Origin of the sequence: Curtobacterium sp. MCBA15_008 (assembly GCF_001865065.1) — a bacterium.
In the GTDB taxonomy this organism is placed as follows: Bacteria; Actinomycetota; Actinomycetes; order Actinomycetales; family Microbacteriaceae; genus Curtobacterium.
Window position 1 is genome coordinate 47,151 of sequence record NZ_MJGN01000056.1, and the last position, 25,714, is coordinate 72,864.

Below are 25,714 nucleotides of genomic sequence, written 5' to 3' on the forward strand. Positions count from 1 at the left end.
AGCGTGACGGACACGACTGTGGACAAGACGACCGACGAGCGCACCGCTGTGGAGTTCTGGTTCGACCCGAACTGCCCCTGGGCCTGGATGACGAGCCGCTGGGTCGGTGAGGTCGCGCAGCACCGCGACCTCGACGTCACGTGGAAGGTGATGAGCCTCTTCGTCCTCAACGAGGACCAGGACGTCCCCGCCGACTACAAGGAGCGCCTGCACGCGGGCCAGGTCTACCCGCGGATCGTCACGGCCGCGAGGCTCCGGCTCGGGCAGGACATCGTCAAGCCGCTCTACGACGCGCTCGGCGAGCACATCCACCACCGCCAGGAGAAGGACCCCGAGCAGGTCGTGCCCGCAGTGCTCCAGGAACTCGGCCTCGACGCCGACCTGCTCGAGTACGCCTGGACCGACGAGGTCGACCAGGCGGTGCGAGCCAGCCACGAGGACGGCATCGACCGCGTCGGGCAGGACGTCGGCACGCCGGTCATCGCCGTCGAGGGCACCGCCTTCTTCGGCCCGGTCATCTCGCCGGCCCCGAAGGGCCAGGAAGCGCTCGACCTGTGGGACGGCGTCGTCGCCGTCGCGAAGGTCCCCGCCTTCTTCGAGCTGAAGCGATCCCGCACCGTCGGTCCGATCTTCGACACCACGGACTGACGGACTGACGGACTGGAGGCGCGGTGCGGGCTGGCACCGCGCCTCCAGGGCCCGCTGTCGCGGTGAGGGATGCGAATGAACGAACTGACCTACTTCGTCCTCGCGGCGACCTACAACGGGACGGGTGAGAACCTCTGGGGCTGGACCGCGGCCTTCGAGATCGAACGACACCGTCCCCGCGAAGAGACGCGCGAGTGGGTACTCGCCAACCTCCGCCATCTGCTCACAGAGGGGCTCGTGTCCGTCGGAACCTACGAACCGGACGGGCGCGGACGAGCCGGCTGGGACGAGTGGCAGGGCACGCCTGACGAGATCGTCGAACGAGTCGCTGCGATCTACACCTCGGAGACGGGTGAGGTCGAGGTTCCCTTCTGGGACTGCTACGTCATGGACACGCCGAAGGGCGACGCTCTGTTCGAAGCCGAGCGCGCCCGACGCATCGCGGCCGGCCTCGATCCCCTCGCGAGGGATGACGGGATCTGGGACGAGGACGGCAACGTCATCGAAGAACGCGGAGACGAGATCGTTGTCTGACGCCTGGCTTGAGTACCCACGGAGGGACGCCGTTGAACGAGCTGACGTACCAACTCCTCGCTGACGTGTCCGATGAGGTCGATTCGGATCTGTACGGGTGGCACATCGGCATCGCCGCGAGGACACACGAAGCGGAGGAGATCGTGCAGGGCCGAGTCCTCGACTACCTGCGCGACCTGCTCCGGGCGAACTTGGTCGGTCTCGGGTCGATCGAAGCCGACGCCGAGGGCAGGGGCGTGTGGTCGAACTGGCGAGGTGACGTCCCTGAACTCGTGGAACGGGCAGCGGCGCGGTACGGGCGCTCCGACACGGTGTGGAACCTCCTGGTGACCGGAACGCCACACGGGGTGGCCGTGTTCGAGGCGGAGGAAGCGCGGCGAGAGGCCGCGGGGCAAGATCCCTGGGCACATGTCGACGACCGCTTCGGAGGGATCTGGGACGAAGACGGCAACGTCATCGAAGAACACGGAGACGAGATCGTTGTCTGACGCCGGCCTCGAGCACGTCCCGTTCCCTGCCGAAGAGGTCCGCGCGATGCCGGACGGCTCGATCGTCGCGATGCGGGAACCGCTCCCCGGGCGCGAGTCGTACATCGACGTCATCCCGCCCGTTGATGCCGGGGACCCCCGGGTCCAGCGACGCAGAGTCAGGCACGATGACGGCCTTGCACCGAGCGCCGAACCAGCGCCGCGGACACCCGACGAGCAGCTGCTCCTCGACCTGACGGAGTTCAACCGGAACGGGTGCGCGACCGACCTCCGCGCGCTGCACCGCATGGTGCGCACCGACCACGAACCCGACGCCACCCGCGCCCGGGCGATGGCGCTGCGGGCCGTCGAGATCGGCCTCCGCCGGGGTCTCCTGACGAGCGGGGTGTTCGTCCGGGCAGGTTCGGAGCTCGCGTTCGTCGCACCCGAGCCGAGCGCCGCGGACCGGATCGCGACCGTTCGGGAACGCTACGTCGTCGCTCCCGACGCCGGAGAGCCCGACGGAGACCTGGCGAACTCCGTCTGGCTGATGAACACGGCGGACGGGGAGCGGTACGCGCGGACGCACAGTGCCGATCCGGCGATGCCCGGCGACGACTGAGTGCGCCCGCGACGCGCCGCACAACCGAAGTACGTCCGAACCACGGAAGAGCGCAGTTCGCGCGCACTTCGGTTGTGCGAAGCGCACGTGGCGGGACGCCGCCGCAGCCGCAGCCGCAGCCGCGGCAGCGGCAGCGGCCGCAGCAGCCGCGTCACGCCAGCGGCAGCCGCATGAGCGTCAGGTCGAGCCACCGGTCGAACTTCCTGCCGACCTCGGGCACGACCGCCACGGTGGTGAACCCGAGGCGCTCGTGCAGGGCGATCGACCCCGTGTTGGTACTGCAGATGCCGGCCATCATCACGTGCCGCCCCTCGGCGGTGGCACGCGCGACCAGCTCGGTCATCAGCGTCGTCGCGATGCCCCGACCGCGGAACGCTTCGACGACGTAGACGCTGTGCTCGACGGTCAGCCGGTAGCCCTGGTGCGGCCGCCACTGCGAGTACGTGGCGTAGCCGGCGACCTGCCCGTCGACCTCGGCGACGATCACCGGGTACCCGTCCGCCTGGCGCTCGGCGAGCCACGCGTCGAAGTACGAGCGGGGGTGCGGCACCTCCTGCCAGATGGCGGTGGAGTGCAGGACGGCGTCGACGTGCAGGGCGTGCACGACGTCGAGGTCGGCCGGGGTGCAGTCGCGGATCACGACCCCGTCCGTCGCATATGCTGTCGTCATGTCTCACATCGTAGACGACGAGCAACGCCTCGGCGAACGGCTGCAGCGCCTCCGCACCGAGCGGAAGTGGAGCCTGACCGAACTCGCGGAGGAGTCGGGGGTCTCCCGCGCGATGATCAACCGCGTCGAGCGTGGGGTGTCCAGCCCGACCGCGACCATCCTCGGCCGGTTGTCCGGCGCCTTCGGGCTCACCGTGTCACAGCTGCTCGACGAAGCCCTCGACCACGAGGTGCCCCGGGGAGCCGATCCCGACGACGCGCGCGGCGTCCAGCGCGGCGCGACCGCGGACTCCTGGACCGATCCCGAGACCGGGTACCGGCGCCGTCCGGTCTCGAGCGCGTCCTTCCCCGCGGACGTGACCGAGGTGCGCCTCCCGGCCGGCCGCGAGGTCGCCTACCCGGCGTCGGCGTACGCGTTCCTGCGGCACTGCATCTGGGTGGTCGACGGAACCCTGGAGGTCGTCGTCGGCGGCGAGTCCACCCGGCTCGGCGCAGGGGACCGGATCGAGCTCGGGGAGCCTGCCGACGTCGTGTACCGGAACCCCGGCGAGGACCCCGTGCGGTACGTCGTCGTCGTGGTCCGGGGGCAGTAGGCGCAGGAATAGGATCGGTTCCATGCGCATCCACCTCGGAACGGACCACGCCGGCCTCGAGTTCAACAAGACCCTCAACGCCCACCTCACCGAAGCCGGGCACGAGGTGGTGGACCACGGTCCGACCGAGTACGACGCGCTCGACGACTACCCCTCGTTCTGCATCAACGCCGCGCACGCCGTGGTGCAGGACCAGCGCGCGGGTGTCCAGGCGCTCGGCGTCGTGTTCGGTGGCTCCGGCAACGGCGAGCAGATCGCCGCGAACAAGGTCGAGGGCATCCGGGCAGCGCTCGTCTGGAACGAGTCGACGGCGCTCCTGGCCCGCCAGCACAACGACGCGAACGTCATCTCGATCGGCGCGCGCCAGCACACCGAGGAAGAGGCGATCCGCTTCGTGGACCTCTTCATCGCCGAGCCGTTCTCGGGCGAGGAGCGTCACGCCCGCCGTATCGCGCAGCTGGCCGAGTACGAGCAGACCGGACTGATCGCCGGCAAGCAGATCGACCAGTAACGTCAGCGGCCGCGAGTAGACAAGAGCAATGCCCGAGGGTCACTCCGTCCACCGCATCGCCAACCAGTTCTCCCGGCACTTCGTCGGCAAACGCTGCGAGGTGTCGAGCCCGCAGGGGCGCTTCGCCGCCGGCGCGGCACAGCTCGACGGCAAGAAGATGATCGCCGCCCGCGCCGTAGCGAAGCAGATGTTCCTCGAGTTCGAAGGGGACCTGTTCCTCCGTGTCCACCTCGGACTGTACGGAGCGTGGGACTTCGCGGGCGACCTGTCGACCGCGACCGCCCTGTCGGCGGACGACGACGGCGAGGAGTCGCTCACGTCGATCGGAGCACCCCGCCTGGCGCGCTACCGGATGGCCGAGCAGGAAAAGGTGGAGGACCCGATCGAGTCCTTCCCGCCGGACCCGGTGGGCCAGGTGCGCGTCCGGATCCTCACCGACGACACCGTCGCCGACCTCCGTGGTCCGACGGCGTGCGTGGTGGAGACCCCGGCCGAGGTGCAGCAGGCACTCGACAAGCTCGGTCCGGACCCGATGAACGACGACGGACCCGAGGCCGAGAAGGCCTTCGTGGACAACGTCCGGAAGCGCAACGTGGCAATCGGCCAGCTGCTGATGGACCAGTCCGTGGTGGCGGGCATCGGCAACATCTACCGCGCCGAGCTGCTGTTCCGGCAGCGCATCGACCCGTACAAGCCGGGCAAGAAGATCACCGTGAAGCAGGCAAAGGCACTGTGGGCGGACTGGTCGAAGCTCCTGCACGACGGCGTCCGCGACGGCCTGATGCTGACGATGGACGGCTTGTCCGAGGCCGAGCTGAAGAAGGCGAAGCGCTCCCGGAAGGACCGGCACTGGGTGTACCACCGCCAGGGTGAGCCCTGCCGGGTGTGCGGCACCGAGATCCGGATGGCGGACATGGCCGGCCGGAAGCTCTACTGGTGCCCGAAGGACCAGAAGTAGCGCGGGTCCGGAGCCGCCGACACCCGCGCCACGGGCACACCGCCGCGTCACACCTCGCGGTGGGTGAACCGCCCCTCGATCGCGGTGGCGAGCACCCGCATCGTCCGCAGCGCGGCCGATGGCAGCCCGGCAGCGAGCGGGTCGGCCTCGACGAGCACGAGGTCCGCGACGTCCCCGACGGCCACCGAGGCCCGGCCACCGTCCGTCGACCCCCGCCACGCGGTCAGGGCCGACAGCCGTTCCGTCGGATGCCAGGGCTCCCGGCCGTCCCGGTCGCGCCCGACGGCCGCCGCCATCGACACCCACGGGTCGAGCGGCGCGACCGGGGCGTCCGATCCGAGCACGAGCCGCGCACCGGCACGGTCGAGTGACGCGAACGCGAACGCACGGTCGGTCTGTCCCGCCCAGTGCCGATCGGCGATGTCCCGGTCGTCCATGGCGTGCTCGGGCTGCACCGAGGCCGTGACCCCGAGCCGCGCGAACCGTTCGAGGTCGGCGGTGTCGAGCAGCTGCGCGTGCTCGATCGTGCCGCGGGTGCCGACCGCCTCGAACACGTCGAGCGCGAGCGTGTTCGCCCGGTCGCCGATGGCGTGGACCGCCGGGGTCAGCCCGGCGGCCACCGCTCGCCGGGTGATCGCCACGAGCTCGTCGAAGGGCCAGGCCAGCACGCCGGAACCGTCGGCGTTCGCCGCGGTCCGGGTGCCGAGCGACCCGTCGGAGATGACCTTGAACGGCCCCATCCGGACGAGTCCGCGGGTGCCGTCGACGACGTCCCCGGTGCGGAGTCCGCGAGCGATGACCGCGTCGAGCTCGGCCGGGTAGACGCCCGACCCGACCCGTAGGCCGTCCGTCCCCGCGTGCACGCGGCGGGTCCAGCGGTCGAGGCCGAACACCATCTCGAGGTCGACCACGCGGGTCACCCCGCGGGCGCTCGCCGCCTCGACGGCGTCGGCCACGTACCCGTCGAGCACGTCGTCCGGCACCCGCGAGAGGGCACCGGTCACGTCGAACGCGTCCTGCTCGCGCAGGATCCCGTCCTCGGTCGCGACGAGCGGTCGGCCGACGACCTCCGAGAAGTGCGCGAGGGCGCTGGTGCTGCACCAGACGGCGTGCAGGTCGGCGCTGATGACGACGACCGGGAGGCGCGGCGCGGCCTGGTCGAGCAGCTCGCGCCGGGCGGGACGCGGCCACAACCCGTCGCGGTAGCCGTGTCCGACCAGCACGCGGTCCGCCACGCCGGTCCGGGCCACCTCCGCGAGGAGGGCTGCGGTGGACTCCGCCGAGTCGCAGGCGGAGACGTCGACGCGGCGGCGGACGAGGGCCCACTGGTCGAAGTGCACGTGGTGGTCGACGAGGCCGGGCGCGAGCCAGGCACCGGCTGCCTCGACGACGTCGGTGTCGGGGCCGGCCGCGTCGAGCGTGCCGGCGGGCGCGACGTCGGTGACCCGCCCGTCGACGATGCGGACGTCGGCGGGGGCGCCGGACGTGCCCACCCGGCGGACGGTGCGGAGCAGGACTTCGCTCACCGCGCCTCCAGGCCGTCCACCCGCACGGCGTGCGCGCGTTCCATCTCGTCGGCGAGCGCCGGCGAGGCGTACGGGCCGTCCCCGCGGAGCCCCGCGACGATCCGGTCCACCACCTCGGGGGCCTTGTTCTGCGAGAGCTTCGCGCGGGCGTCGAAACGTGTGACCCGGATGCGGATGCCGACCGTGCCCTTCGCCATCCGGCGGGCCGTGTCCTCGTCGACCTGCAGCGACACCGGCGCGGGCATGACCCGCTCGAAGTGGTCGACGAGCTCACCGAGGACGCGGAAGTTCTCGTCGTCGGACAGGATCTCCGGCGTGCCCCAGAGGTGGGCGGTGACGTGGTTCCAGGTCGGCACGAACTGCTCCGGCGGGTACCAGGCGGGGGAGACGTAGCCGTGCGGGCCCTGCACGACGACCAGGACCTCGTGCCGTCCGAGTTCGTGCGCCTGCTCGTCGGGACGGCCGACGTGGGAGACGAGCACGATCTCGTCGGGGCCGGCCTGCTCGAGCAGGAACGGGTAGTGCGACGCGACCAGGCCGGCGTCGGTGTGCGACACGATCGTGGCCCACGGGTGCTCGGCGACGAGGCGGCGCACCTCGTCGACGTCCGTCATCAGGAAGTGCGGTGTGTGTCGCATGCTCCGAGCGTGGCACATGGAAGTCTGGTCGGCATGTCGAACCGCGCTGCGTACGAGACCGCCCTGCCGTACATCCGGGACTGGGTGTCGTACAAGGTCTGGCAGCTCCGGGTGCCCGGGGTGCAGGTCGCGATCGGGTACCGCGGCGAGGTGCTCCTCGACGAGGCCTGGGGCTACGCCGACGTCGAGGCCGGCCGTCGCCTGACCACCACGGACCTGTTCCGCATCGCGTCGCACTCGAAGACCTTCACCGCCACGGCGCTCCTGCAGCTCGCCGAACGCGGGTCGCTCCGCCTCGACGACACCGTCGGCAGGTACGTCCCGGCGCTCGTCGACGGCGGGTCGCCGCTCGCCGACGCCACCATCCGTGAGCTCATGGAGATGGGCGCCGGTGTCATCCGCGACGGGCACGACGGCGACTACTGGTCGCTGCTCCGGCCGTTCCCGGACGAGCAGGAACTCCTCGCGCTCGTGCTCGACCGCGGCCAGAAGGTGCCCGCCGGGTCGTCGTTCAACTACTCGAACCTCGGCTACTCGCTGCTCGGACTCGTCATCGCCGCGGTGTCCGGGCAGTCCTACAACGACTTCGTGCGCGAATCGATCACCGAGCCGCTCGGCCTGCGGAACACCGGCCCCGACTGGGACCCGGACCGGGCCGACGACTTCGTGGTGGGCTACACGGGCTTCCACACCGCCCGCCGGCGTCGCCGGATCGACCACGTCGACACCCGGGCGATGGCCGCGGCGACCGGCTTCCACGGCACTGCGTCCGACCTGGTGCGGTACTTCTCGCAGCACGTCATCGGGCAGGGCACCCTGCTCGACGACCACTCGAAGCGCCTGGCGCAGCGGAAGGCCTGGAGCGCCACCGAGGACCCGGCCGACCGCGGGTACGGCGCCGGGTTCATCGTCGACCGGATCGGCGGACGCGACGTCCGCGGCCACTCCGGCGGGTTCCCGGGGCACATCACCCAGTCGGTGTTCGACCCGGCCTCCGGGCTGGTCGTCTCCGTCCTGACGAGCGCCGCCGCCGGACCCGCCACCCTCGTCGCCACCGCCATCATCACCCTGCTCGACGCCGCGGCGGACCCGGACGCCCCCGGGACCCCGGTGCCGGACGACGTCGACACGAGCACGTTCACCGGGCGGTTCGCGAACCCCTGGGGCGTCAGCGACATCGCCCGCCTCGGCGGCCGGTTGCTCGAGATCGACCCCTCGTCGCCGACGCCGCTCGAGACCCCGACCCGGCTCGAGGTCGTCGACGCCGACACGCTGCGGATGACCCACGGCAGTCGCTTCGGCTCGATCGACGAGGACATCACCTACGAGCGCGACGTCGACGGCACCGTGCTGTCCATCCGCGGCGGCGGGGGCATGTCGTCGGAGCGCTGGGTAATCCCGGAGGAGACGCCCGAGGTCGCAGCCGGACTCGTCTGATCTCGGGGACGAGCGCGGCGGGGTCGGTCGGCACTGCCCGTCGGCGCGGTGGGTCCGTGCGGTGCGGTGGGTCCGGTCAGCGGACCTGAGCGGTGTCCCAGAGGTGCGCGGCACCGGCACGGACCGGGCGGAACAGCGGCACGGCGACGAGGAGCGCGGCCGCGAGGTAGGCGACCGTCTGCAAGACGTACGGCAGGGCGACCGCCACGTCGAGCGCGACCTGCGACAGGGCCACCAGCGGGATCGTCGAGAGCGCCAGGAGCGTCACGAACCACCCCACCGCTGCGACCACGACGGTCCAGCCCAGCGCCCGGCGCGTGCCCCGTGCGGCTCGGGCCACGATGACGCCCGCGGCCACCAGCGCACCCTGGGCGACGACCACGAGCACGGTGATCGCGATCCCGGAGACGGCCGACGACAGCGCGAACGCCAGGACCGAGACCGCGACGGCGAGCAGCGCGCGGTCCGCTGCGCGCCAGGCCGCGACTCCAGTGACGAGCGCTGCGATGCCGGCGAGCACCGCACCAGCGGCGAGCAGCGCCCGGGGCGGGTCCCACTGCGTGAGCACGACCGCAGCCGCGATGCCGCTCAGCGCTGCGAGGACGGTGGCAACCGTGGCGGCCAGTGCGATCAGACGTTCCCCCGTGACGTGTTGCATGTCGGGCACGATACGCCGAAGCGGGGGATAACCCCACCCCGGGTCCGGGAGGGGGCAGGATGGGGGAACGAGCCCGCGATCGCGAGGCTTGGTGTCATGACCGACACCGCCCGCCTCGACCAGGCCGAGACCGTCCCGCTGAACGACTCCGTGCCACCAGGAGCCACCGAACCGATGCCCTCGCAGCCGAACACCGCGCCGACGGACCAGACGCCGCCGTCGTGGTCGTCGACCCCGCCGCCGACCGGACCCGGCTCCGGCTTCGGCTCGGGCGCAGGCGCAGGCGCGGGCTCGGGGATGACCGCGGGTGCGTTCTACCGCGACGCCTGGCGCCGGCTGCCCCGCGACTTCGGGTACATGGCGCTCACCGCGGTGCTGCTCGGCACGCTGTACGCAGCCTTCCCCGCGGCGATCTTCGGCGGCGGGCTCCACGACCTCTTCAACCCGTTCGTGCTGCTGATGTTCTTCATCGCGCTCTTCGTCGCACGGTGGCTCGGCCAGTTCGAGAAGCTCCGCATCGGCTGGGCCGACCCCAGTCCGATCCGCCCGGTGGACTGGACGCCGCGCTGGCAGCAGAACTGGTGGACCCGCACCGGCTCCGCGGTCGCGAACCCGCACTACTGGCTGTACCTGCTGCACGCCGCCGTCGTGTACCCGCTCGCCGCGCTCTTCACCGTGGGTGCCGGAGCGCTCCTGTTCGCCGGGTTCCTGTGGCCGATCGCGCTCGCCGGGGTCGCCTTCGTGAACGGCATGAGCGCGCAGTACTTCGGGTGGGACACGACGTCCGTCGTCGGGTTCGGCGCGCTCGGGCTGCTCTCGATGGCCGCCTCGGTCGTCCTCTTCCCGCTGTGGGCCCGCGGGTCCGTCCTGGCGCACTTCTGGATCGACCTCGGCCTGCTCGGCGGCTTCCGTGCGGAGCAGCTCGAGCGGCGCGTCGCCGGGCTCCAGGCCTCCCGTGCCGGTGCCGTCACCGCCGAGGGCCAGGCGCTCCGCCAGATCGAGCGCGACCTGCACGACGGCCCGCAGCAGCGGCTCGTCCGACTCCGGATGGACCTCTCGGCCGCCGAGCGGGCGTTCGACAAGGACCCCGAGAAGGCGAAGCAGCTCATCGGTGAGGCGTCCGAGCACGCGAAGGACGCCCTCGACGAACTGCGCGCCCTGTCCCGCGGGTTCGCGCCGCCGATCCTGCTCGACCGGGGACTCGTGGCCGCACTCGAGGCCCTCGTCGCCCGCACCCCGATCCCGGTCGGCTTCGACGTCCGCCTGCCCGAGGGACTCGAGCTCGCCACGGAGATCCAGCGGAACGTGTACTTCACCGTCAGCGAGCTGCTGACGAACACCACGAAGCACGCCGGTGCCTCGACGGCGGGTGTCTACCTCGGCCTCGTGGTCGACGCCTCGGGCGTCTGGTACCTGACGGTCAGCGTCACCGACGACGGCCGCGGCGGTGCCCGGCCGCAGGAGGGACACGGCATCGAGGGACTGATGGGCCGGATGCGCGCCCTCGACGGCGAGCTCACCGTCTCGAGCCCCGAGGGCGGCCCCACCGAGGCGACCGCACGGATCCCGCTCGGCGCCCTCAACGGGGTCCCGGTGGCCCGGGTGTGACCCCGCGGGAGCGCTCCCGCTCCCACTAGGCTGGTCGGCATGAGCGACGGCCCGGATGCAGCACGCATCCGGGCCGTCGTCGTCGACGACGCCGTCCTGCTGCGCGAAGGGCTCTCGCGGGTCCTCGACGAGGCCGGCATCGACGTCGTCGGGCAGTACGCCGACGCCGTCTCGTTCCTCCGCACGCTACCCGAGCACGCCCCCGACGTCGTCGTGATGGACGTCCGGATGCCGCCGACCTTCACGGACGAAGGCGTCCGCGCCGCCGTCGAGACCCGTCGCCTGGCACCGCGCACCGGGGTCCTGCTGCTGTCCCAGTACGTCGAGGCCACCTACGCCGAGGACGTCCTCGCCGCCGGCGCGACCGGCATCGGGTACCTGCTGAAGGACCGCGTCACCCGGCTCGAGGAGATCGACGACGCCGTCCGCCGCATCGCCGCGGGCGGCACCGTGCTCGACCCCGAGGTCGTCACGCAGCTCATGAGCCGACGCCGCAACCCGCTCGAGGCCCTCACCCCGCGTGAGCGCGAGGTCCTCGGGCTGATGGCCGAGGGCCGCACGAACGCCGCCATCGCCCGTGCGCTCGTCATCGGCACCGGCGCGGTCGAGAAGCACGTGTCGAGCATCTTCGGCAAGCTCGCGCTCGAGGACACCGGCGAGGACCACCGCCGTGTCCTCGCCGTCCTCGCCTACCTCGGGTGACGGCGGACCGGTGAACCGCGTCCCCGCGCCGCTCCTCGCGCTCGCCGCGATGGTGTCGGTGCAGCTCGGCGCCGCGATCGCGAAGACCCGCTTCGACGACGTCGGGTCGGTCGGCGCCGCCACACTCCGGCTGGTCATCGGCGCCGTCGTCCTCGCCCTCGTGGTCCGGCCGCGCGTGCGGCACTGGACCCGCGCGCAGTGGCTCGGCGCGATCGGCCTCGGGCTGGCGCTCGGCGGCATGAACGTCTTCATCTACGTGGCGTTCGCGACCATCCCGATCGGGGTCGCCGTCACCATCGAGTTCCTCGGCCCGCTCGCGCTCTCACTCGTGCACACCCGGCGCTGGCGCGACGTCACCTGGGCCGTGCTGGCCCTGGCCGGAGTGGTGCTCCTCGGCGTCGGGCCGGCCGCGGTCACCGCCGTCGGCGGGGTCGTCTTCGCCGTCCTGGCCGCCGGGTGCTGGGCCGGGTACATCGTGATGAACCGGCACGTCGGCGCGGCGATCCCCGGGGTCGACGGACTCGCGGTCTCGATGCTCATCGCGATGGTCGTCGCGCTGCCGTTCGGGCTCCGCTCCGCTGTCGACGGGGTGGTGCGTGAACCGGTGCTGCTCGTCGTGTTCGGGGTCGTGGCCGTGCTGTCGAGCGTCCTGCCCTACGCGCTCGAGATGCTCGCGCTCCGCCGGATGCCGACGCGGGTGTTCGGCGTCCTGCAGAGTCTCGGGCCGGCGATCGCGGCCCTCGCCGGGCTGGCGATCCTGCACGAGCGGCTCGCGGCGCTCGAGATCGTCGCCCTCGCGTGCGTCACCGCGGCGAGCGTGGGCGTGACGCTGTCCGCGCGACGTGCGCGCGGCGGGAGAAAGGGAGGCACGGATCCGGTTCCGTCGTGACGGAACGCGATCCGCGCCTCCAGGAAGACCCGTCTACTCGTCGCGGAGGAAGTCCGCATACGTGGGTTCCGAGTGCTCACCCGTCAGGAGCGCCGGGTCGTTGACCCGTCGTTCGACGTAGGCCGCGATGACCTCGGGCGGGGTGAGCACGTGGGCGACCCAGGACGGCACCTCGTTCTTCTTCATTGGTGCCTCCTTCCCGTTCCAGCACTCCGACCGAATGCCTCGATCATCGAGTTACTTGCTGAACCGGTGTGCGCTAAACAATCCTCGTGATGCCGGGGGAAGTCAATGCGATGCGTTCTCCGGACTCCGCGACCGCGCATCCGCGCGCAACGTCCGGTGTTTCACGGCGGAACGCCACACCCACGCCTCGGCCTGTTGTCCGAACTGCGCCCACTCGACCAGGACCGCGTCGCGGGTCCAGCTCTTCGCGAAGGCCTTCACCCGGACGTGGAAGGTGGGGAACTGGATCCAGGCCCACACCGGCACCGGGGTGACGGCGTGGCAGACGTCGGGCCCGCGGGCGTCCTCGGACAGCGAGTAGGCGCGCGGGCGTTCGACCTCCGGGTGCTCCGGGGGCTGCCACCGGTTCTCGCGACGCCGTCCCACGGGAACATTCGAACGTGTGTTCGAATCGACGTCAAGTCGGCCGCGCCGGATCCGGGCGCACCTGACCGCGGATCGGCGTGTCGCCGGCAGGCTGCGCTCTACCGCCGGCGGGTCAGGGGTGGGCGCGCGCCGTGGACTCGCGGACGCTCAGCGTGAGCGACGGCCCCGGTCGTGACGGCAGCGTCGTGCCCGCGTCGATCTGCTCGCGCAGGAGCGTCGCCGCCCGCTGCCCGAGTTCGACGGTGTCGCGCGTCAGGGAGGTGATCGCGGGCCGGACGAGCCGGATCATCGCGGAGTCGTCGAACGACACGATCGAGACGTCCCCGGGTACGGCGACGCCCATCTCGCTCGCGACGCCGAGTCCGGCGACCGCCAGCACGTCGTTGTCGTAGACGATCGCGGTCGGTCGGGTGCTCTGCGACAGGAGCGTCCGCGTGGCGCTGGCGCCGGCCTCGGCTGAGTAGTCGGTCGGGATGGAGACCGCGTCCTCGAGGCCCTCGGCTGCGGCGAACGCGCGGACCCGGTCGATCCGCATCGCGGTGTGCTCGAACTCCGGACGCCCGGCGACGTGCGCGATCCGCCGGTGCCCGAGCGCGTGCAGGTACCGCAGCACGGTGTCGGTGGCATCCGAGTCGTCGATCCAGACGGTCGGCGCCGCGCCCTCGGGGGAGGGGTGCGACCCGACGACGACGGTCGGCATCCCGAGGTCGGCGAGCAGCGTGAGCCGGTCGTCGTCGCGCCGGGGGTCGATCACGATCACGCCGTCGACCCGGTGTCCGCGCCACCAGTCGCGGTAGGTCTCGAGCTCCTCCGTCGCGTCACGTGCGACGAGCAGGTTCATGCCGACGTGGCTGCCGGCGAGCCCGAGCTGGATCCCCGAGATGAGGTCACCGAAGAACGACTCGGTGCCGAGCGTGCGTGCGGGGCGGTTCAGGACGAAGCCGATCGAACCGGCCCGGGCGCCCCCGAGCGCGCGTGCCGCGGTGTGCGGTTGCCAGTCGAGATCGCGGGCGATCTCGCGCACGCGTCGGCGGGTCTCGTCGGACACGCCGGGTCGGTCGTTGAGCGCGAACGACACCGCGCTGATGGACACGCCGGCGCGCGCGGCGATGTCGGCGATCGTCGTTCGACGCTTGGTGGCCACGGGGTTGACTATAGCGCTTTAGTCATTCATAGTCGCTGCCACGAACCGCTTCCGTGCGATCCACTGAACCGGTTCAGCAGGACGCGGCCGCCCAGGCCGCGCACCGCACCCCGTCAGAAGACATCGTCAGCACAAGGGAGTCCGACGCGATGAGACCGACCACACGTACGACGACGAGCCGCGCGATCGCGCTGCTCGCAGGAGCCGCAGCCACCGCCCTCGTCCTCACCGGGTGCTCGAGCGGCAGCAGCGGCGCGGGCAACGGCGGCGGGGAGATCAGCGGCACGATCACGCTGCAGACCTGGGCCCTGACGCCGACCTACACGGACTACCTCAACGGCGTCGTGAAGGCCTTCGAGAAGCAGCACCCGGACGCCAAGGTCAAGCTCGTCGACCAGCCCGGCGACGGCTACGCGGACAAGGTGCTCAGCCAGGCCTCGTCGAACTCCCTGCCGGACGTCATCAACCTGCCGCCGGACATCGCCCTGCCGCTCGCCAAGCGCGGGTTCCTGCAGGACGTCGCGAAGGACGACAGCAAGCTCTCGAGCACCTACGTCAAGGGCGCCCTGGCGGCCTACAACTACAAGGGCGTCGACGGCACCTTCGGGTACCCCTGGTACCTCAACACCGACATCGACTACTGGAACAAGACGATGTTCACGAAGTGCGGCCTCGACCCGGCGAACCCACCGAAGACGACCGACGAGCTGTTCAGCCAGGCCGAGACGATGCACCAGAAGTGCCCCGACGACTACCTGATGAGCCGCAAGCCCGGCCTGAGCGACTTCTCGCTCGCCGGCGTGAAGATCATCAACGACAAGGGGACGAAGTTCACCTTCGCCGACTCGTCGAAGGCCGCCGACCTGATCAGCAAGTACGCCAAGGCGTACAAGGACGGCCTGATGCCGTCGTCGGTCCTCAACACCGACTACCTCGGCAACTCCACGCTCTTCACCCAGGGCAAGGTCGCCTGGACCACCGGCGGGGCCACCGCGATCAGCGACTTCGAGAAGAACAACCCGTCGCTCAAGGGCAACATCGTCGTGTCGCCGGCGCTCGACAACCCGCCGCTCTACGTGCAGGGCCTCAGCGTCTCGGCGAAGAGCAAGCACCTGGCCACAGCCGAGGCGCTCGCGTCGTTCATGACGAACGCGAAGAACCAGGAGGCCTTCGCGCACCTGGTGAACATCTTCCCGTCGACCACCTCGTCGCAGTCCGACCCGTTCTTCTCGAAGGACGACGGCACCGTCGAGGGCAAGGCCCGCGTGCTCGCCAACGACGCGCTCAAGACGGCGAAGAACCTCAACCCGGTCGAGGCCAACTCGGCGATGACGGACTTCCTCGACCAGCAGATCGCGCTGGCGATGAAGGGCGGCATCAGCCCCGAGAAGGCGCTGCAGACGGCGCAGACCAAGATGAACACCCTGCTCGCCAACGGCTGATCACCCCCGAGAAGAAGCCTCGAAGAAGAGAGAGGGAGGATCGCCATGCGCGCCAACCGCTGGTTCACCCCCTGGCTGCTCGTCCTGCCGGCACTCGTCTGGCTCGTCGCGTTCAGCCTCTGGCCGTCGATCAACACCGTCCGGCTGTCGTTCACCAACGCCAGCCCGCTCGGTGGCGTCAGCCGCTGGGTCGGTCTGCAGAACTTCCAGACCCTGCTCGCCGACCCGCAGGTGTGGGAGGCGCTGCTCAACAGCGTCATCTACATGGCGGTGTGCCTGCCGCTCCTGACGGTCCTCCCGCTCCTCATGGCCGTGCTCGTGCAGCAGAAGCTGCCCGGCATCGCCTTCTTCCGGACGGCGTACTACACGCCGGTCATCGCCAGCGCGGTGGTCGTCGGGCTGATCTGGAACTGGATCCTCGACGACCGCGGCGTCATCAACGAGATGGTGCAGTCGCTCGGCATCGTGCAGGGCAGCATCCCGTTCCTGACCGACCGGTGGCTGCTGCTGTTCAGCGCGATCAGCCTGACGGTCTGGAAGGGCCTCGGGTACTACATGATCATCTTCCTGGCGGCCCTCGGGAACGTCGGCAAGGAACTGCACGAGGCGGCCGCGCTCGACGGCGCCGGATCGGTTCGCCGCTTCTGGTCGGTCACGATGCCCGGCGTCCGCGGCACCCTGACCCTCGTCGGCATCCTCGTGTGCGTCAGCGCGCTCCGGGTGTTCAGCGAGCTCTACATCCTGACGAACGGGACGGGCGGCCCCGGCGGCCAGGACAACTCCCTCGTCATGCTCATCCAGCAGTACGCCCGGGGGTTCACCGGCAACCTCGGGTACGCATCGGCGCTGAGCCTCCTGCTCTTCGCCGTGACGCTCATCCCGATGCTCGCCCTCGCGCGGATGAACAGCAAGGCGGACAAGTGACGAACACGACGAGCACCACCGAACCCGTCCTCGGCGGCGCCCAGGGCGCAGCCGCCCCCGCTCCCGACGTGGTCGGCGCGACCGGCGGCACACCGCCCAAGCGTCGACGCCGCGTGGTGTGGGGCGTCATGTCCACCCGCGAGAAGGCGATCCGCTACGTCCTGCTCATCGTGGTGCTCTTCATCACGATCGGGCCGTTCCTCTGGCAGCTGTCCACGTCGCTGAAGGGCCCGGGGGAGGACATCTACACCGCGAACCCGTCTTTCATCCCGTCGCAGCCGACGATCGGCAACTACCTCCGGGTGGGTGACGCCATCCCGGTGTTCGGGTACATCGGCAACTCGCTCATCGTCGCCGCGATCGACGTCATCGGGAACATCGTGTTCGCGACCTTCGCCGGGTTCGCGCTCGCCCGCCTGCAGTGGCGCTTCCGGAAGGCCGTGCTCGGCCTGTTCCTCGCCACACTCGTGCTCCCCGGCGAGGCGACGATCATCTCCCAGTTCGTCACCGTGAAGGACCTCGGCCTCGCCGACAACCTGGTCGGCGTCGCCCTGCCCGGCATGATCGCGGCGCTCAACGTCCTGCTCATGTTCAACGCGTTCCGGCAGATCCCCGAGGAGATCGACCAGGCCGCGGTGATGGACGGCGCGAACGCCTGGCAGCGGCTCCGGTACATCTCGCTGCCCGCCGTGCAGGGCACCATCGCCGTGATCGCGATCTTCGCCTTCATCGGCGCGTGGGACGACTTCCTCTGGCCGCTCATCGTCCTGCAGTCGCCGGACAAGCTGACGCTGACGGTCGGGCTGGAGTACCTCCGCGGCACGTTCGGCACCGACCAGCGCCTCATCGCGGCCGGCACCATGATCGCGTTCATCCCGATCGCCGTGATCTTCGCCGTCCTGCAGCGGTTCTTCTTCAAGGGCGTCGAAGAGGGTGGGGTGAAGGGCTGATGCGCTTCGGCGTCAACCACACCCCCTCGGTCGGCTGGTTCCACTCGTGGCTCGACTTCTCCCCGTCGGACACCGCGCGGGACATGGAGGCGATCGCGTCGCTCGGCGCCGACCACGTCCGGATCTTCCCGCTCTGGCCGGTCGTGCAGCCGAACCGGACCCTCATCCGGCAGCAGGCGCTCGCGGACGTCGCGACCGTGGTCGACATCGCCGGCTCGTTCGGGCTCGACGTCAACGTCGACGCCCTGCAGGGGCACCTGTCGAGCTTCGACTTCGTGCCGTCCTGGCTCGAGAGCTGGCACCGGCGGAACATGTTCACCGACCCCGACGTGGTCGCGTCGACCGCCGCCTACGTCCGCGCGCTCGCCACGGCGGTCGCGGACAAGCCGAACCTGCTGGGCATCACCATCGGCAACGAGGTGAACCAGTTCGCGCACACCCCGCACCCGACCCCGCACGCCATCACGGCGGAGCAGGGGCACGCATGGGCAGCGGCGATGGTCGCGGCGGCGCGGTCCGGCCTGGAGGCGCGGCTCGGCCCCGACACCTCGATCGCGCCCGGCACCGGGTCGCGTCCGCTGCCCCTGGTCACCGTCGCGCAGTACGACGCGGCCTGGTACGACGACGCGCAGCCGTTCGGACCGGAGCACGCGGCGGACCACGGTGACGCCACGGTCACGCACTCGTGGGTGTTCAACGGCTCGGCGGCGCTGCACGGCGCACTCGGACCCGGATCGGTCCGCCACGGGGAGTACCTGCTCCAGCTCGCCGCGGCCTGGAACCGCGACCCGGTCCGGCCGAACTGGCTGCAGGAGGTCGGCGCCCCGACGAACGTCATCGCGCCCGCCGACGCCGCCTCGTTCACCGAGCAGACGATCCGGCACGTCCTCGACGCCCAGCACGTGCTCGGCGTCACCTGGTGGTGCTCCCACGACGTGTCCCGGACCCTCGCCGACTTCCCGGAGCTCGAGTACGACCTCGGCCTCTTCACGAACGACGGCCGGCTGAAGCCCGCTGGCGAGGCGTTCGCCGCGATGGCCCGCGCGGGCGACGGGGAACGCGGAACCCGCGCCGCACCGACCACCGCGCTCGTCCTCGACGACGTGCTGCCCGACGGCACCGACCGGCACGGCGCCCGGGCGGACTGCGCGCCCGGCGGCCGGTTCGCCGCGGCCTGGCTCGAGGCCGCTTCGTCTGCCCCGGACGGCCGCGGGCCCCAGGTGGTCCTCCGCTCCCGACTGGCCGACGCCGGCACGCTCGCGGCGCGCGGCATCACACGTTGCGTCGACGTCCCCGCCGACCTCGACGCCGACACCGCACACTCCCCGATCTCGGTCGCGCACCCCGCGACCATGCCCTGACCCTCCCCGGACCCGGAAGGCACCATGCACGACGACATCCCCCTCACCACCGGCCGCGCACGACGAGTCCTCGACGAACGGATCACCCCCGCGGTGCACGCGACGGCGACACCGCTCGAGACCGCGTGGCACGAGCTGCCGGGGGAGCCGATCCCGCCGACCGAGGGCCTGCAGCTCGACTTCACGCCGTACGAGGTCGGCACGACGTGGGGCGCCGCGTGGGGGACGACCTGGTTCCGGCTGACCGGCACGGTGCCGGACGCCTGGGCCGGACGCCGGATCGAGGCCGTCATCGACCTCGGTTTCGACAAGAACATGCCGGGCTTCCAGTGCGAGGGACTCGTGTACCTCGCCGACGGCACCCCGGTGAAGTCGATCAACCCCCGGAACCAGTGGGTGCTCGTCACCGAACGGGCCGAGGGTGGCGAGACCGTGGAGCTCTTCGTCGAGGCGGCGTCGAACCCCGTCCTGCTCGACTACCACCCCTTCCTCGTCACGCAGGAGGGCGACATCGAGACGTCCTCGCCGAAGCGCCTCTACACGAGCCGGCGGATGGACCTCGCGGTGTTCGAGTCCGAGGTGCACGAGCTCGCCCTCGACATCGACGTCCTGCTCGAACTGCAGGCCGAACTGCCCGAGGGGCCGCGCCGGATGCGCATCCTGCAGGCCCTCGACGACGCGCTCGACCGGCTCGACCTGCAGCACATCGCCGAGACCGCTCCCGATGCCCGCGCCGCGCTCGCCGACGTCCTCGCCGCACCCGCCGAGGCGTCCGCGCACACGATCTCCGCCGTCGGCCACGCCCACATCGACTCCGCCTGGCTCTGGCCCGTCCGCGAGACGATCCGGAAGGTCGCCCGCACCACGTCCACGATGACCGAGCTCATCGACCAGACCGACGACTTCCTGTACGGCATGTCGAGTGCGCAGCAGTACGCGTGGATCAAGGAGCACCGCCCCGAGGTCTACGCCCGCGTCACGGCCGCCGTCGAGGCCGGCCGGTTCCTGCCGATCGGCGGCATGTGGGTCGAGTCCGACACCGTGATGCCGACCGGCGAGAGCATCGTCCGGCAGTTCTCGCAGGGCCAGCGGTTCTTCGAGCGCGAGTTCGGCATCCGGCCGAAGGGCGTCTGGCTGCCGGACAGCTTCGGGTACTCGCCGGCGCTGCCGCAGCTGATGCGCCGCGCGGGCTTCGAGTGGTTCTTCACGCAGAAGATCTCGTGGAACCAGGTCAACAAGTTCCCGCACCACACGTTCCTCTGGGAGGGCATCGACGGCTCGCGGGTGTTCTCGCACTTCCCGTCGATGGACACCTACAACTCGCGGCTGAGCGGCTCCGAGGTCGCGAAGGCGTCGCGGCAGTTCCGCGAGAACCGGCTCGCCACCGGGTCGATCGCCCCGGTCGGCTGGGGCGACGGCGGCGGCGGGACCACGCGCGAGATGACCGGCACGGCCGCACGTCTAGCCGACCTCGAGGGCAGCGCGAAGGTCCGCTGGGAGCACCCCGACGTGTTCTTCGACCGGGCGAAGGCGGAGCTGCCGAACCCGCCGGTGTGGGTCGGCGAGCTCTACCTCGAGCTGCACCGCGCCACCCTGACCTCGCAGCACCAGACGAAGCAAGGCAACCGTCGGAGTGAGCAGCTCCTGCTCGAGGCCGAGCTCTGGGCGGCGACCGCGGCCGCACGGACCGACTTCGCCTACCCCTACGACGAGCTCGACGCACTCTGGCAGCAGGTGCTCCTGCAGCAGTTCCACGACATCCTGCCGGGCACGTCGATCGCCTGGGTGCACCGCGAAGCGGTCGCGAAGTACGCCGAGACGGCCGCGCGGCTCACCGCGCTCATCGAGTCGGCACTGTCGGCACTGGCCGGTGCCGGCGACGCGACGATCGTCGTGAACCCGGCCCCGTTCCTCCAGGCCGGCGCACCCGCCCAGGGCGCGGTCCTGGCGACCGACGTGACGGAGCCGACCCCCGTCACCGTCACCGAGCAGGACGGCGGCTGGGTGCTGGCGAACGCGCTCGTCCGCGTCGTGGTCGACGGCAGCGGCCACGTGACGAGCGCCGTCGACCTGACCACCGGGCGCGACGCGGTCGCGGCTGGACAGGTCGCGAACCTGCTGCAGCTGCACCAGGACTTCCCGAACATGTGGGATGCGTGGGACGTCGACCGGTACTACCGGAACCGCGTCGAGGACCTCGTCGACGCCTCCAGCGTGACCGCCGACCTCGACGAGCGGACCGGCGTCGCACGCGTGGTCGTCGAGCGTGCGTTCGGCGACTCGAGCGTCCGCCAGGAGATCACGCTCGCGCCGGACTCCCGCACGCTGGAGTTCGACCAGACCACCGACTGGCACGAGACCGAGAAGTTCCTCAAGGTCGCGTTCCCGCTCGACGTCCGCGCCGAGCACACGGTCGCCGAGACGCAGTTCGGAGCGCAGAAGCGCGTGACCCACACGAACACCTCGTGGGAGGCCGCGAAGTTCGAGACCTCGATGCACCGCTACGTCCTCGTGTCGGAGCCCGGCTTCGGGGTCGCCCTGGTGAACGACTCGATCCATGGCTTCGACACCACCCGCGACGCCGTCGACGGACACGTCACGACCACGGTCCGACTGTCGCTGCTGCGGGCTCCGCGGTTCCCCGACCCCGAGACCGACCAGGGGGTGCAGACGCACCGGTACGGCATGGTGATCGGCACGGACCAGCTCGGCGCGACGGCTGCGGGTGTGGTGATGAACGCGAGCGCGCGGACCGTCACCGGCGGTCAGGGCTTCGAGCCGCTCGTGCGGGTGTCGGGCGACGTCGTGCTGTCGAGCGTGAAGCTCGCCGACGACCGCTCCGGCGACCTGGTCGTCCGCGTGTACGAACCCGTCGGGCGGCGGGGAACCGGCGGGATCGCGGTCTCCGGCGACCTCGGGCGCGGTGGCTTCGGGCGCGGTGCCGAGGTGACGCTGCTCGAAGAGCCGCTGGCCGACGCCTCCGCGGTCGACGCCTCCTCGTTCGCTGTCGACGCGTACGAGGTCCGCACCTTCCGCTTCCCGCGCGTCCGCGGTTGAGACCCCGCCGCCGGGACTCCGGGTGTCCCGGCGGCGGTCCCTGGCCGGCGTCCGCCGGTCGGGTCGTCCACTCGACGAGGAGTGACATGAAGAAGACGATGAAGTTCGGGATCGTCGCGGCACTCGCCGCGATGGTCGTCGCACCGATGGTGCCGACCGCGGCCTCCGCGGCGCCGTCACCCACGGGGCTCGCCCACGGGGCCGGCGCCCACCACGGTGTGGGGCACGGCAAGCAGCCGCACGCCGCACCGACGAAGTCCGGTCCGACGAGCATCGCGTACGTCGAGGTGAACAACGACGAACTCGCGAACGTCGGCCGGTACACCCTGGCGAACGGCGCCAACGCGTTCGACGTCGCGATCATCTTCGCGGCGAACATCAACTGGGACGGGACGAAGGCCGTTCTCGCCAACAACGAGAACGTGCAGCGCACCCTCGACCAGGCGGCCACGCAGATCCGCCCGCTGCAGGCCAAGGGCATCAAGGTGTCGCTGTCGGTGCTCGGCAACCACCAGGGTGCGGGGATCGCGAACTTCCCGACCCAGGCCGCTGCCGAGGACTTCGCGGCCCAGGTCTCGGCCACCGTGTCGAAGTACGGTCTCGACGGCGTCGACCTCGACGACGAGTACTCCGACTACGGCGTGAACGGCACCCCGCAGCCGAACCAGCAGTCGATCGGATGGCTCATCAGCGCCCTCCGTGCCGACATGCCGGGGAAGCTCATCTCGTTCTACGACATCGGCCCGGCCTCGTCCTCGCTCTCGACGTCGAGCAGCACCATCGGCTCGAAGCTCGACTACGCCTGGAACCCGTACTACGGCACCTACTCGGCGCCGTCGATCCCCGGGCTCGACAAGTCGAAGCTCTCCGCCGCTGCGGTCGACATCCAGAACACCCCGCAGGCGACGGCGGTGTCGCTCGCTTCGCGGACGGTCTCCGACGGCTACGGCGTGTTCATGACGTACAACCTGCCGGGAGGCGACGAGTCCGCCTACGTCTCGTCGTTCACGAACGTGCTGTACGGGCAGGCCGCGACGTACCGCTGACGTCGCGTCCCAGCGGCGGCTCGCGCCCCGCGTCTCCTGGCTCGGGCCTGGAGGCGCGGGGCGCTTCCGTCCCGCCGGTCGCCACCGCCGTTCCTCAACAGGGGCGGCATCGGTCACTGGTCTCCACAACGCTGCGGGACGCACCTGACCGCGGTGTCGCCCTCCCTACCGTCGAGAGCGTGGAGGGGAGGTGGCGATGGTCGAACGACCACGACATCCGAAGAAGGACATCGAACAGGTGATGCGCACCGCCGAAGCGCGCGGATGGCGTTTCGCGAAGGGGAGGAAGTACTACAAGGCGTACTGCCCGTGCGGGGAACACTTGCACACGGTCCACATGACGCCCTCGAACCCCTGGTACGTTGTGCATCTGATGTATCGGTTGAGGCGCTTGAGTTGCTGGGACAGGAGAACGCCATGACGAAGTACCTCGTACGACTGGAGTGCGCGACTGCGCTCGACGAACCGGGCGACATCGCCGCCGACTTCGACACCGTCGCGGATGCACTCTTCGATCTCGACGACGTGCACGATCAAGACCTGGCTGTCGATCTGGAGACCCGAACGCTGACCTTCTCGATCGGTGTCGTCGCCGACGACGAGTTCGGGGCGCTCGATCGTGCCCTCGGCGCCGTGCGAACGGCTCTGCACGCTGCGGGTCGGGGGACGCCCGGTTGGGAGCGGCACTACCGGATGCTGCGCCAAGAGGTCGAAGAGGAGCCGATCGGAGCCGTCTGACCGGCCGTACTGATCGCCGCGCCGTACGATCGCGGCGTGGAGGTCGAGTTCGACGGCGAGGTGATCGAGTGGCGCGGGCCGGCGCCGTACTTCTACGCCGTCGTGCCGCCCGACGCCGCCGAGGTCATCCACGAACTCGCCCCGTTCCTCACCTACGGCTGGGGCGTGATCCCGGCCAGCGTGACGATCGGCAGCGTGTCGTGGACGACCTCGCTCTTCCCGAAGGACGGCGGGTACCTCGTGCCGCTCCGGGCCGCCGAACGACGTCGTGCCGGGGTGGAGCTCGGCGACAGCCCGACCCTCACCCTCGAGTTCGCCGGCCCGTAGGACGCACGGGGGAGCAGACTGCCGGGCATGACCAGGTACGCGATCGATGCCGACGTCGCGCTGCGGATCGTCCGTGGCGAGCTGGTGGTGGATCGGGCTGACCAACTGGTCGGGCCCGCGGTGCTCCGTTCGCACGTCATGGCTGCGCTGTACCGGCAGGTCCGCGGCGGCGAGCTGGACGAGCGGGACGCCCGCGCGCAGCTCGACGGACTGGCCGGGCTGCGGATCCGACTGCTGGGGGACCGAGTGTCGCGGGGGACAGCGTGGAAGATCGCGACGCGTCTCAGCTGGGGCGACGTCGGGCCGGCGGAGTACCTGGCGGTCGCGGTGCTGCAGGCCGACACCCTCGTGACCGACGACCCGCTCCTGATCGCGGCGGCCACGGACATGGTTCCCACAACCCCGTCGTCCACCTTGCTGGACGCGATCCGCGGCTGAACCGCACGCGCCATCTGACACGCCCCGCGCGATGCGCCCAGAGTAGAGCGAGGCGCTCATCGCCCGCTGGTATCAGGGCCACCTACTTGCAGAGCTTCAGGCCCGCGTCGATGACGGGCGAGATGTCGATCTTCAACCCGTCGACGTCCGGATTAGGTGCCCAGATGGGGTTGATCTCCGGGTACGAGGTGTGGTCTTGTGCCGTGCCGTTGACTGCGTAGCGGGTGCCATCGGGGGCGTCGAGCGTCACGACGTTGAGGTACATGCCGCCCGCGGTGATGTTCCTGCAGTGCACGACCGCGTAGGGCACCGTCAGTGGCCATTCGTCCCCGAACTTCGTGCTGACCAGGAGACCCTTCTTCTTCTTGAGCTTCTTGGGGACATCGACCTTCGCAGCCGAACTTGCTGCGGTGGGCTCGTAGTCAGCGCATTCGCCGTCCTGCGGATCACCGAGCTTGATCTTCCCGCTCATCTTCTTGGGGAACTTCACGACGACGTATCCGGCGTTCCCGCCTTTGTCGTCGGGCCCGCCGCCCGGTGCCCAGGTGCGATCGACACAGACGACACGCTTGCTGACCTTCGCACCCTTGACCGTCAGCCCCTCCCAGATCGGGGCGTCGGGCAACTCGGCGAGAACCAGCTTCTCAGCCTTCGTGATCCGCTTCGACTTCTTCGGAGCCACAGTAGGAGTCGACTCGCCGACCGCGGTGCTCTGGCCAGGAGCAGCTGACGCCGTGCCCGACGGCACCGCTACGGCGCTCGCAAGAATGCTGGCTGCCGCTAGTGACATGAGAGCCAAGGAGAGGTGCTTGTTCACACGAAGGAGAGTATGGCTCAGGGTCTCTCATCGATAGCCCTCGTCCGCGGGCGCCTCGGGCTGCGTCTTTCAGCGGCGGCGCTCATCCGGCGGGCGACGCAGCCCGGGCGAGGTGCCACCGCCCGACGCGGCGAGGCGCTGAACGCCCGGCGCAGCGAAGCGCCATCGCCAGCAACATCCGGACGGCGGGCCGACGACCCCGGCGCGAGGCGCCGACCGCCGGCACAGCGAAGCGCCACGCCCAACAACATCCGGACGACAGACCGACGACGCGGCGCGAAGCGCCTACGACCACAGAGGGGATGACGGGAATCGAACCCGCGTAGCCAGTTTGGAAGACTGGGGCTCTACCATTGAGCTACATCCCCGCGCCTGCGCACCAGGCGCAGCCCCATCAT

General features: G+C 70.7%; 28 protein-coding genes and 1 tRNA gene. 20 read left to right on the forward strand and 9 right to left on the reverse strand.

Annotation, left to right across the window (positions count from 1 at the left end; genetic code table 11):
• The first annotated feature begins 87 nt into the window (after window positions 1-87).
• The 4 genes from BIU96_RS16530 (at window position 88) to BIU96_RS16545 (ending at window position 2,271) form a co-directional block, all read left to right on the forward strand.
• The gene (locus tag BIU96_RS16530; RefSeq protein ID WP_139200122.1) at window positions 88-648 is read left to right on the forward strand and encodes a disulfide bond formation protein DsbA; all 561 of its coding nucleotides are present in this window, start codon (window positions 88-90) and stop codon (window positions 646-648) included.
• A 75-nt stretch (window positions 649-723) separates the two neighbouring features.
• Window positions 724-1,182: a hypothetical protein gene (locus BIU96_RS16535; RefSeq protein WP_071293712.1), complete on the forward strand. Its 459-nt coding sequence runs from the start codon at window positions 724-726 to the stop codon at window positions 1,180-1,182.
• A 32-nt stretch (window positions 1,183-1,214) separates the two neighbouring features.
• Window positions 1,215-1,670, forward strand: a complete 456-nt coding sequence (locus BIU96_RS16540) for a hypothetical protein (protein ID WP_071293713.1) — start codon at window positions 1,215-1,217, stop codon at window positions 1,668-1,670.
• Window positions 1,663-2,271: a hypothetical protein gene (locus BIU96_RS16545; RefSeq protein WP_071293714.1), complete on the forward strand. Its 609-nt coding sequence runs from the start codon at window positions 1,663-1,665 to the stop codon at window positions 2,269-2,271. Before BIU96_RS16540 ends, BIU96_RS16545 begins: the two co-directional genes overlap by 8 nt.
• Window positions 2,272-2,422: 151 nt before the next feature.
• Here BIU96_RS16545 and BIU96_RS16550 read toward each other — a convergent pair whose 3' ends face one another.
• Entirely contained in the window at window positions 2,423-2,941 is a 519-nt protein-coding gene (locus BIU96_RS16550) for a GNAT family N-acetyltransferase (RefSeq protein WP_071293715.1), read from the reverse strand.
• Here BIU96_RS16550 and BIU96_RS16555 point away from each other — a divergent pair.
• From BIU96_RS16555 to BIU96_RS16565, 3 genes are read left to right on the forward strand one after another with little or no spacing between them, the layout of a single operon-like run.
• On the forward strand, window positions 2,940-3,533 hold the full coding sequence (locus BIU96_RS16555; RefSeq protein WP_071293716.1) for an XRE family transcriptional regulator: 594 nt from the start codon (window positions 2,940-2,942) through the stop codon (window positions 3,531-3,533). The two genes, BIU96_RS16550 and BIU96_RS16555, sit on opposite strands and share 2 nt — an antisense overlap.
• Window positions 3,534-3,555: 22 nt before the next feature.
• Window positions 3,556-4,044: a ribose-5-phosphate isomerase gene (locus BIU96_RS16560; protein ID WP_071293717.1), complete on the forward strand. Its 489-nt coding sequence runs from the start codon at window positions 3,556-3,558 to the stop codon at window positions 4,042-4,044.
• A 28-nt stretch (window positions 4,045-4,072) separates the two neighbouring features.
• Window positions 4,073-5,002 carry an Fpg/Nei family DNA glycosylase gene (locus tag BIU96_RS16565; RefSeq protein ID WP_071293718.1) on the forward strand — a complete coding sequence of 310 codons (930 nt, stop codon included), beginning with the start codon at window positions 4,073-4,075 and terminating at the stop codon, window positions 5,000-5,002.
• A gap of 47 nt (window positions 5,003-5,049) precedes the next feature.
• Here BIU96_RS16565 and BIU96_RS16570 read toward each other — a convergent pair whose 3' ends face one another.
• Window positions 5,050-6,528 (reverse strand): amidohydrolase, encoded by a 1,479-nt coding sequence (locus BIU96_RS16570; RefSeq protein ID WP_071293719.1) that lies wholly within the window; start codon window positions 6,526-6,528, stop codon window positions 5,050-5,052.
• A complete protein-coding gene (locus tag BIU96_RS16575; RefSeq protein WP_071293720.1) occupies window positions 6,525-7,166 on the reverse strand; it encodes an FMN-binding negative transcriptional regulator in 642 nt (213 codons plus the stop codon). The genes BIU96_RS16570 and BIU96_RS16575 overlap by 4 nt, the downstream gene beginning before the upstream one ends.
• 33 nt (window positions 7,167-7,199) lie before the next feature.
• Here BIU96_RS16575 and BIU96_RS16580 point away from each other — a divergent pair, with 33 nt between their 5' ends.
• On the forward strand, window positions 7,200-8,603 hold the full coding sequence (locus BIU96_RS16580) for a serine hydrolase (RefSeq protein ID WP_071293721.1): 1,404 nt from the start codon (window positions 7,200-7,202) through the stop codon (window positions 8,601-8,603).
• 76 nt (window positions 8,604-8,679) lie between these two features.
• Here BIU96_RS16580 and BIU96_RS16585 read toward each other — a convergent pair whose 3' ends face one another.
• Window positions 8,680-9,261: a hypothetical protein gene (locus BIU96_RS16585; RefSeq protein ID WP_071293722.1), complete on the reverse strand. Its 582-nt coding sequence runs from the start codon at window positions 9,259-9,261 to the stop codon at window positions 8,680-8,682.
• A 96-nt stretch (window positions 9,262-9,357) separates the two neighbouring features.
• On the opposite strand from BIU96_RS16585, the gene BIU96_RS16590 reads away from it, so the two are divergent.
• Genes BIU96_RS16590 through BIU96_RS16600 form a run of 3 tightly spaced genes read left to right on the forward strand, consistent with a single transcriptional unit; the run spans window position 9,358 to window position 12,460 of the window.
• A complete protein-coding gene (locus tag BIU96_RS16590) occupies window positions 9,358-10,869 on the forward strand; it encodes a sensor histidine kinase (protein ID WP_083403015.1) in 1,512 nt (503 codons plus the stop codon).
• Between the two features lie 39 nt (window positions 10,870-10,908).
• Window positions 10,909-11,571 carry a response regulator transcription factor gene (locus tag BIU96_RS16595; RefSeq protein WP_071293723.1) on the forward strand — a complete coding sequence of 221 codons (663 nt, stop codon included), beginning with the start codon at window positions 10,909-10,911 and terminating at the stop codon, window positions 11,569-11,571.
• Between the two features lie 10 nt (window positions 11,572-11,581).
• Window positions 11,582-12,460, forward strand: coding sequence for a DMT family transporter (locus tag BIU96_RS16600; protein ID WP_083403016.1), 879 nt, complete (start codon window positions 11,582-11,584; stop codon window positions 12,458-12,460).
• Window positions 12,461-12,493: 33 nt separating this feature from the next.
• Here BIU96_RS16600 and BIU96_RS19970 read toward each other — a convergent pair whose 3' ends face one another.
• The 3 genes from BIU96_RS19970 to BIU96_RS16610 all read right to left on the reverse strand — a co-directional run bounded on the left by BIU96_RS19970 (window position 12,494) and on the right by BIU96_RS16610 (window position 14,216).
• Window positions 12,494-12,646, reverse strand: a complete 153-nt coding sequence (locus BIU96_RS19970) for a hypothetical protein (protein ID WP_175477591.1) — start codon at window positions 12,644-12,646, stop codon at window positions 12,494-12,496.
• A 102-nt stretch (window positions 12,647-12,748) separates the two neighbouring features.
• Entirely contained in the window at window positions 12,749-13,072 is a 324-nt protein-coding gene (locus tag BIU96_RS16605; protein ID WP_071293724.1) for a hypothetical protein, read from the reverse strand.
• A 112-nt stretch (window positions 13,073-13,184) separates the two neighbouring features.
• The gene (locus BIU96_RS16610; RefSeq protein ID WP_071293725.1) at window positions 13,185-14,216 is read right to left on the reverse strand and encodes a LacI family DNA-binding transcriptional regulator; all 1,032 of its coding nucleotides are present in this window, start codon (window positions 14,214-14,216) and stop codon (window positions 13,185-13,187) included.
• 149 nt (window positions 14,217-14,365) lie between these two features.
• Here BIU96_RS16610 and BIU96_RS16615 point away from each other — a divergent pair, with 149 nt between their 5' ends.
• From BIU96_RS16615 to BIU96_RS16655, 9 genes are all read left to right on the forward strand, one after another.
• Complete coding sequence (locus BIU96_RS16615) at window positions 14,366-15,658, forward strand: sugar ABC transporter substrate-binding protein (protein WP_071293726.1); 1,293 nt, start codon at window positions 14,366-14,368, stop codon at window positions 15,656-15,658.
• 45 nt (window positions 15,659-15,703) lie between these two features.
• Complete coding sequence (locus tag BIU96_RS16620; RefSeq protein ID WP_071293727.1) at window positions 15,704-16,582, forward strand: carbohydrate ABC transporter permease; 879 nt, start codon at window positions 15,704-15,706, stop codon at window positions 16,580-16,582.
• On the forward strand, window positions 16,579-17,532 hold the full coding sequence (locus tag BIU96_RS16625; protein WP_217642291.1) for a carbohydrate ABC transporter permease: 954 nt from the start codon (window positions 16,579-16,581) through the stop codon (window positions 17,530-17,532). The genes BIU96_RS16620 and BIU96_RS16625 overlap by 4 nt, the downstream gene beginning before the upstream one ends.
• Window positions 17,532-18,893 carry a cellulase family glycosylhydrolase gene (locus BIU96_RS16630; protein ID WP_071293728.1) on the forward strand — a complete coding sequence of 454 codons (1,362 nt, stop codon included), beginning with the start codon at window positions 17,532-17,534 and terminating at the stop codon, window positions 18,891-18,893. Before BIU96_RS16625 ends, BIU96_RS16630 begins: the two co-directional genes overlap by 1 nt.
• A 24-nt stretch (window positions 18,894-18,917) precedes the next feature.
• Entirely contained in the window at window positions 18,918-21,950 is a 3,033-nt protein-coding gene (locus BIU96_RS16635) for a glycoside hydrolase family 38 C-terminal domain-containing protein (protein WP_071293729.1), read from the forward strand.
• Between the two features lie 86 nt (window positions 21,951-22,036).
• Window positions 22,037-22,996 carry an endo-beta-N-acetylglucosaminidase H gene (locus BIU96_RS16640; RefSeq protein WP_071293730.1) on the forward strand — a complete coding sequence of 320 codons (960 nt, stop codon included), beginning with the start codon at window positions 22,037-22,039 and terminating at the stop codon, window positions 22,994-22,996.
• 264 nt (window positions 22,997-23,260) lie between these two features.
• Complete coding sequence (locus BIU96_RS16645) at window positions 23,261-23,734, forward strand: hypothetical protein (protein WP_175477592.1); 474 nt, start codon at window positions 23,261-23,263, stop codon at window positions 23,732-23,734.
• Window positions 23,735-23,770: 36 nt separating this feature from the next.
• Complete coding sequence (locus BIU96_RS16650; RefSeq protein ID WP_071293732.1) at window positions 23,771-24,061, forward strand: DUF1905 domain-containing protein; 291 nt, start codon at window positions 23,771-23,773, stop codon at window positions 24,059-24,061.
• A 27-nt stretch (window positions 24,062-24,088) separates the two neighbouring features.
• A complete protein-coding gene (locus BIU96_RS16655; protein WP_071293733.1) occupies window positions 24,089-24,499 on the forward strand; it encodes a type II toxin-antitoxin system VapC family toxin in 411 nt (136 codons plus the stop codon).
• Between the two features lie 82 nt (window positions 24,500-24,581).
• On the opposite strand, the gene BIU96_RS16660 is transcribed toward BIU96_RS16655, so the two are convergent.
• Both BIU96_RS16660 and BIU96_RS16665 read right to left on the reverse strand, forming a co-directional pair.
• On the reverse strand, window positions 24,582-25,316 hold the full coding sequence (locus BIU96_RS16660; RefSeq protein ID WP_254786217.1) for a DUF2511 domain-containing protein: 735 nt from the start codon (window positions 25,314-25,316) through the stop codon (window positions 24,582-24,584).
• Between the two features lie 297 nt (window positions 25,317-25,613).
• Window positions 25,614-25,684, reverse strand: a tRNA-Gly gene (locus BIU96_RS16665).
• Between the last annotated feature and the right edge of the window lie 30 nt (window positions 25,685-25,714).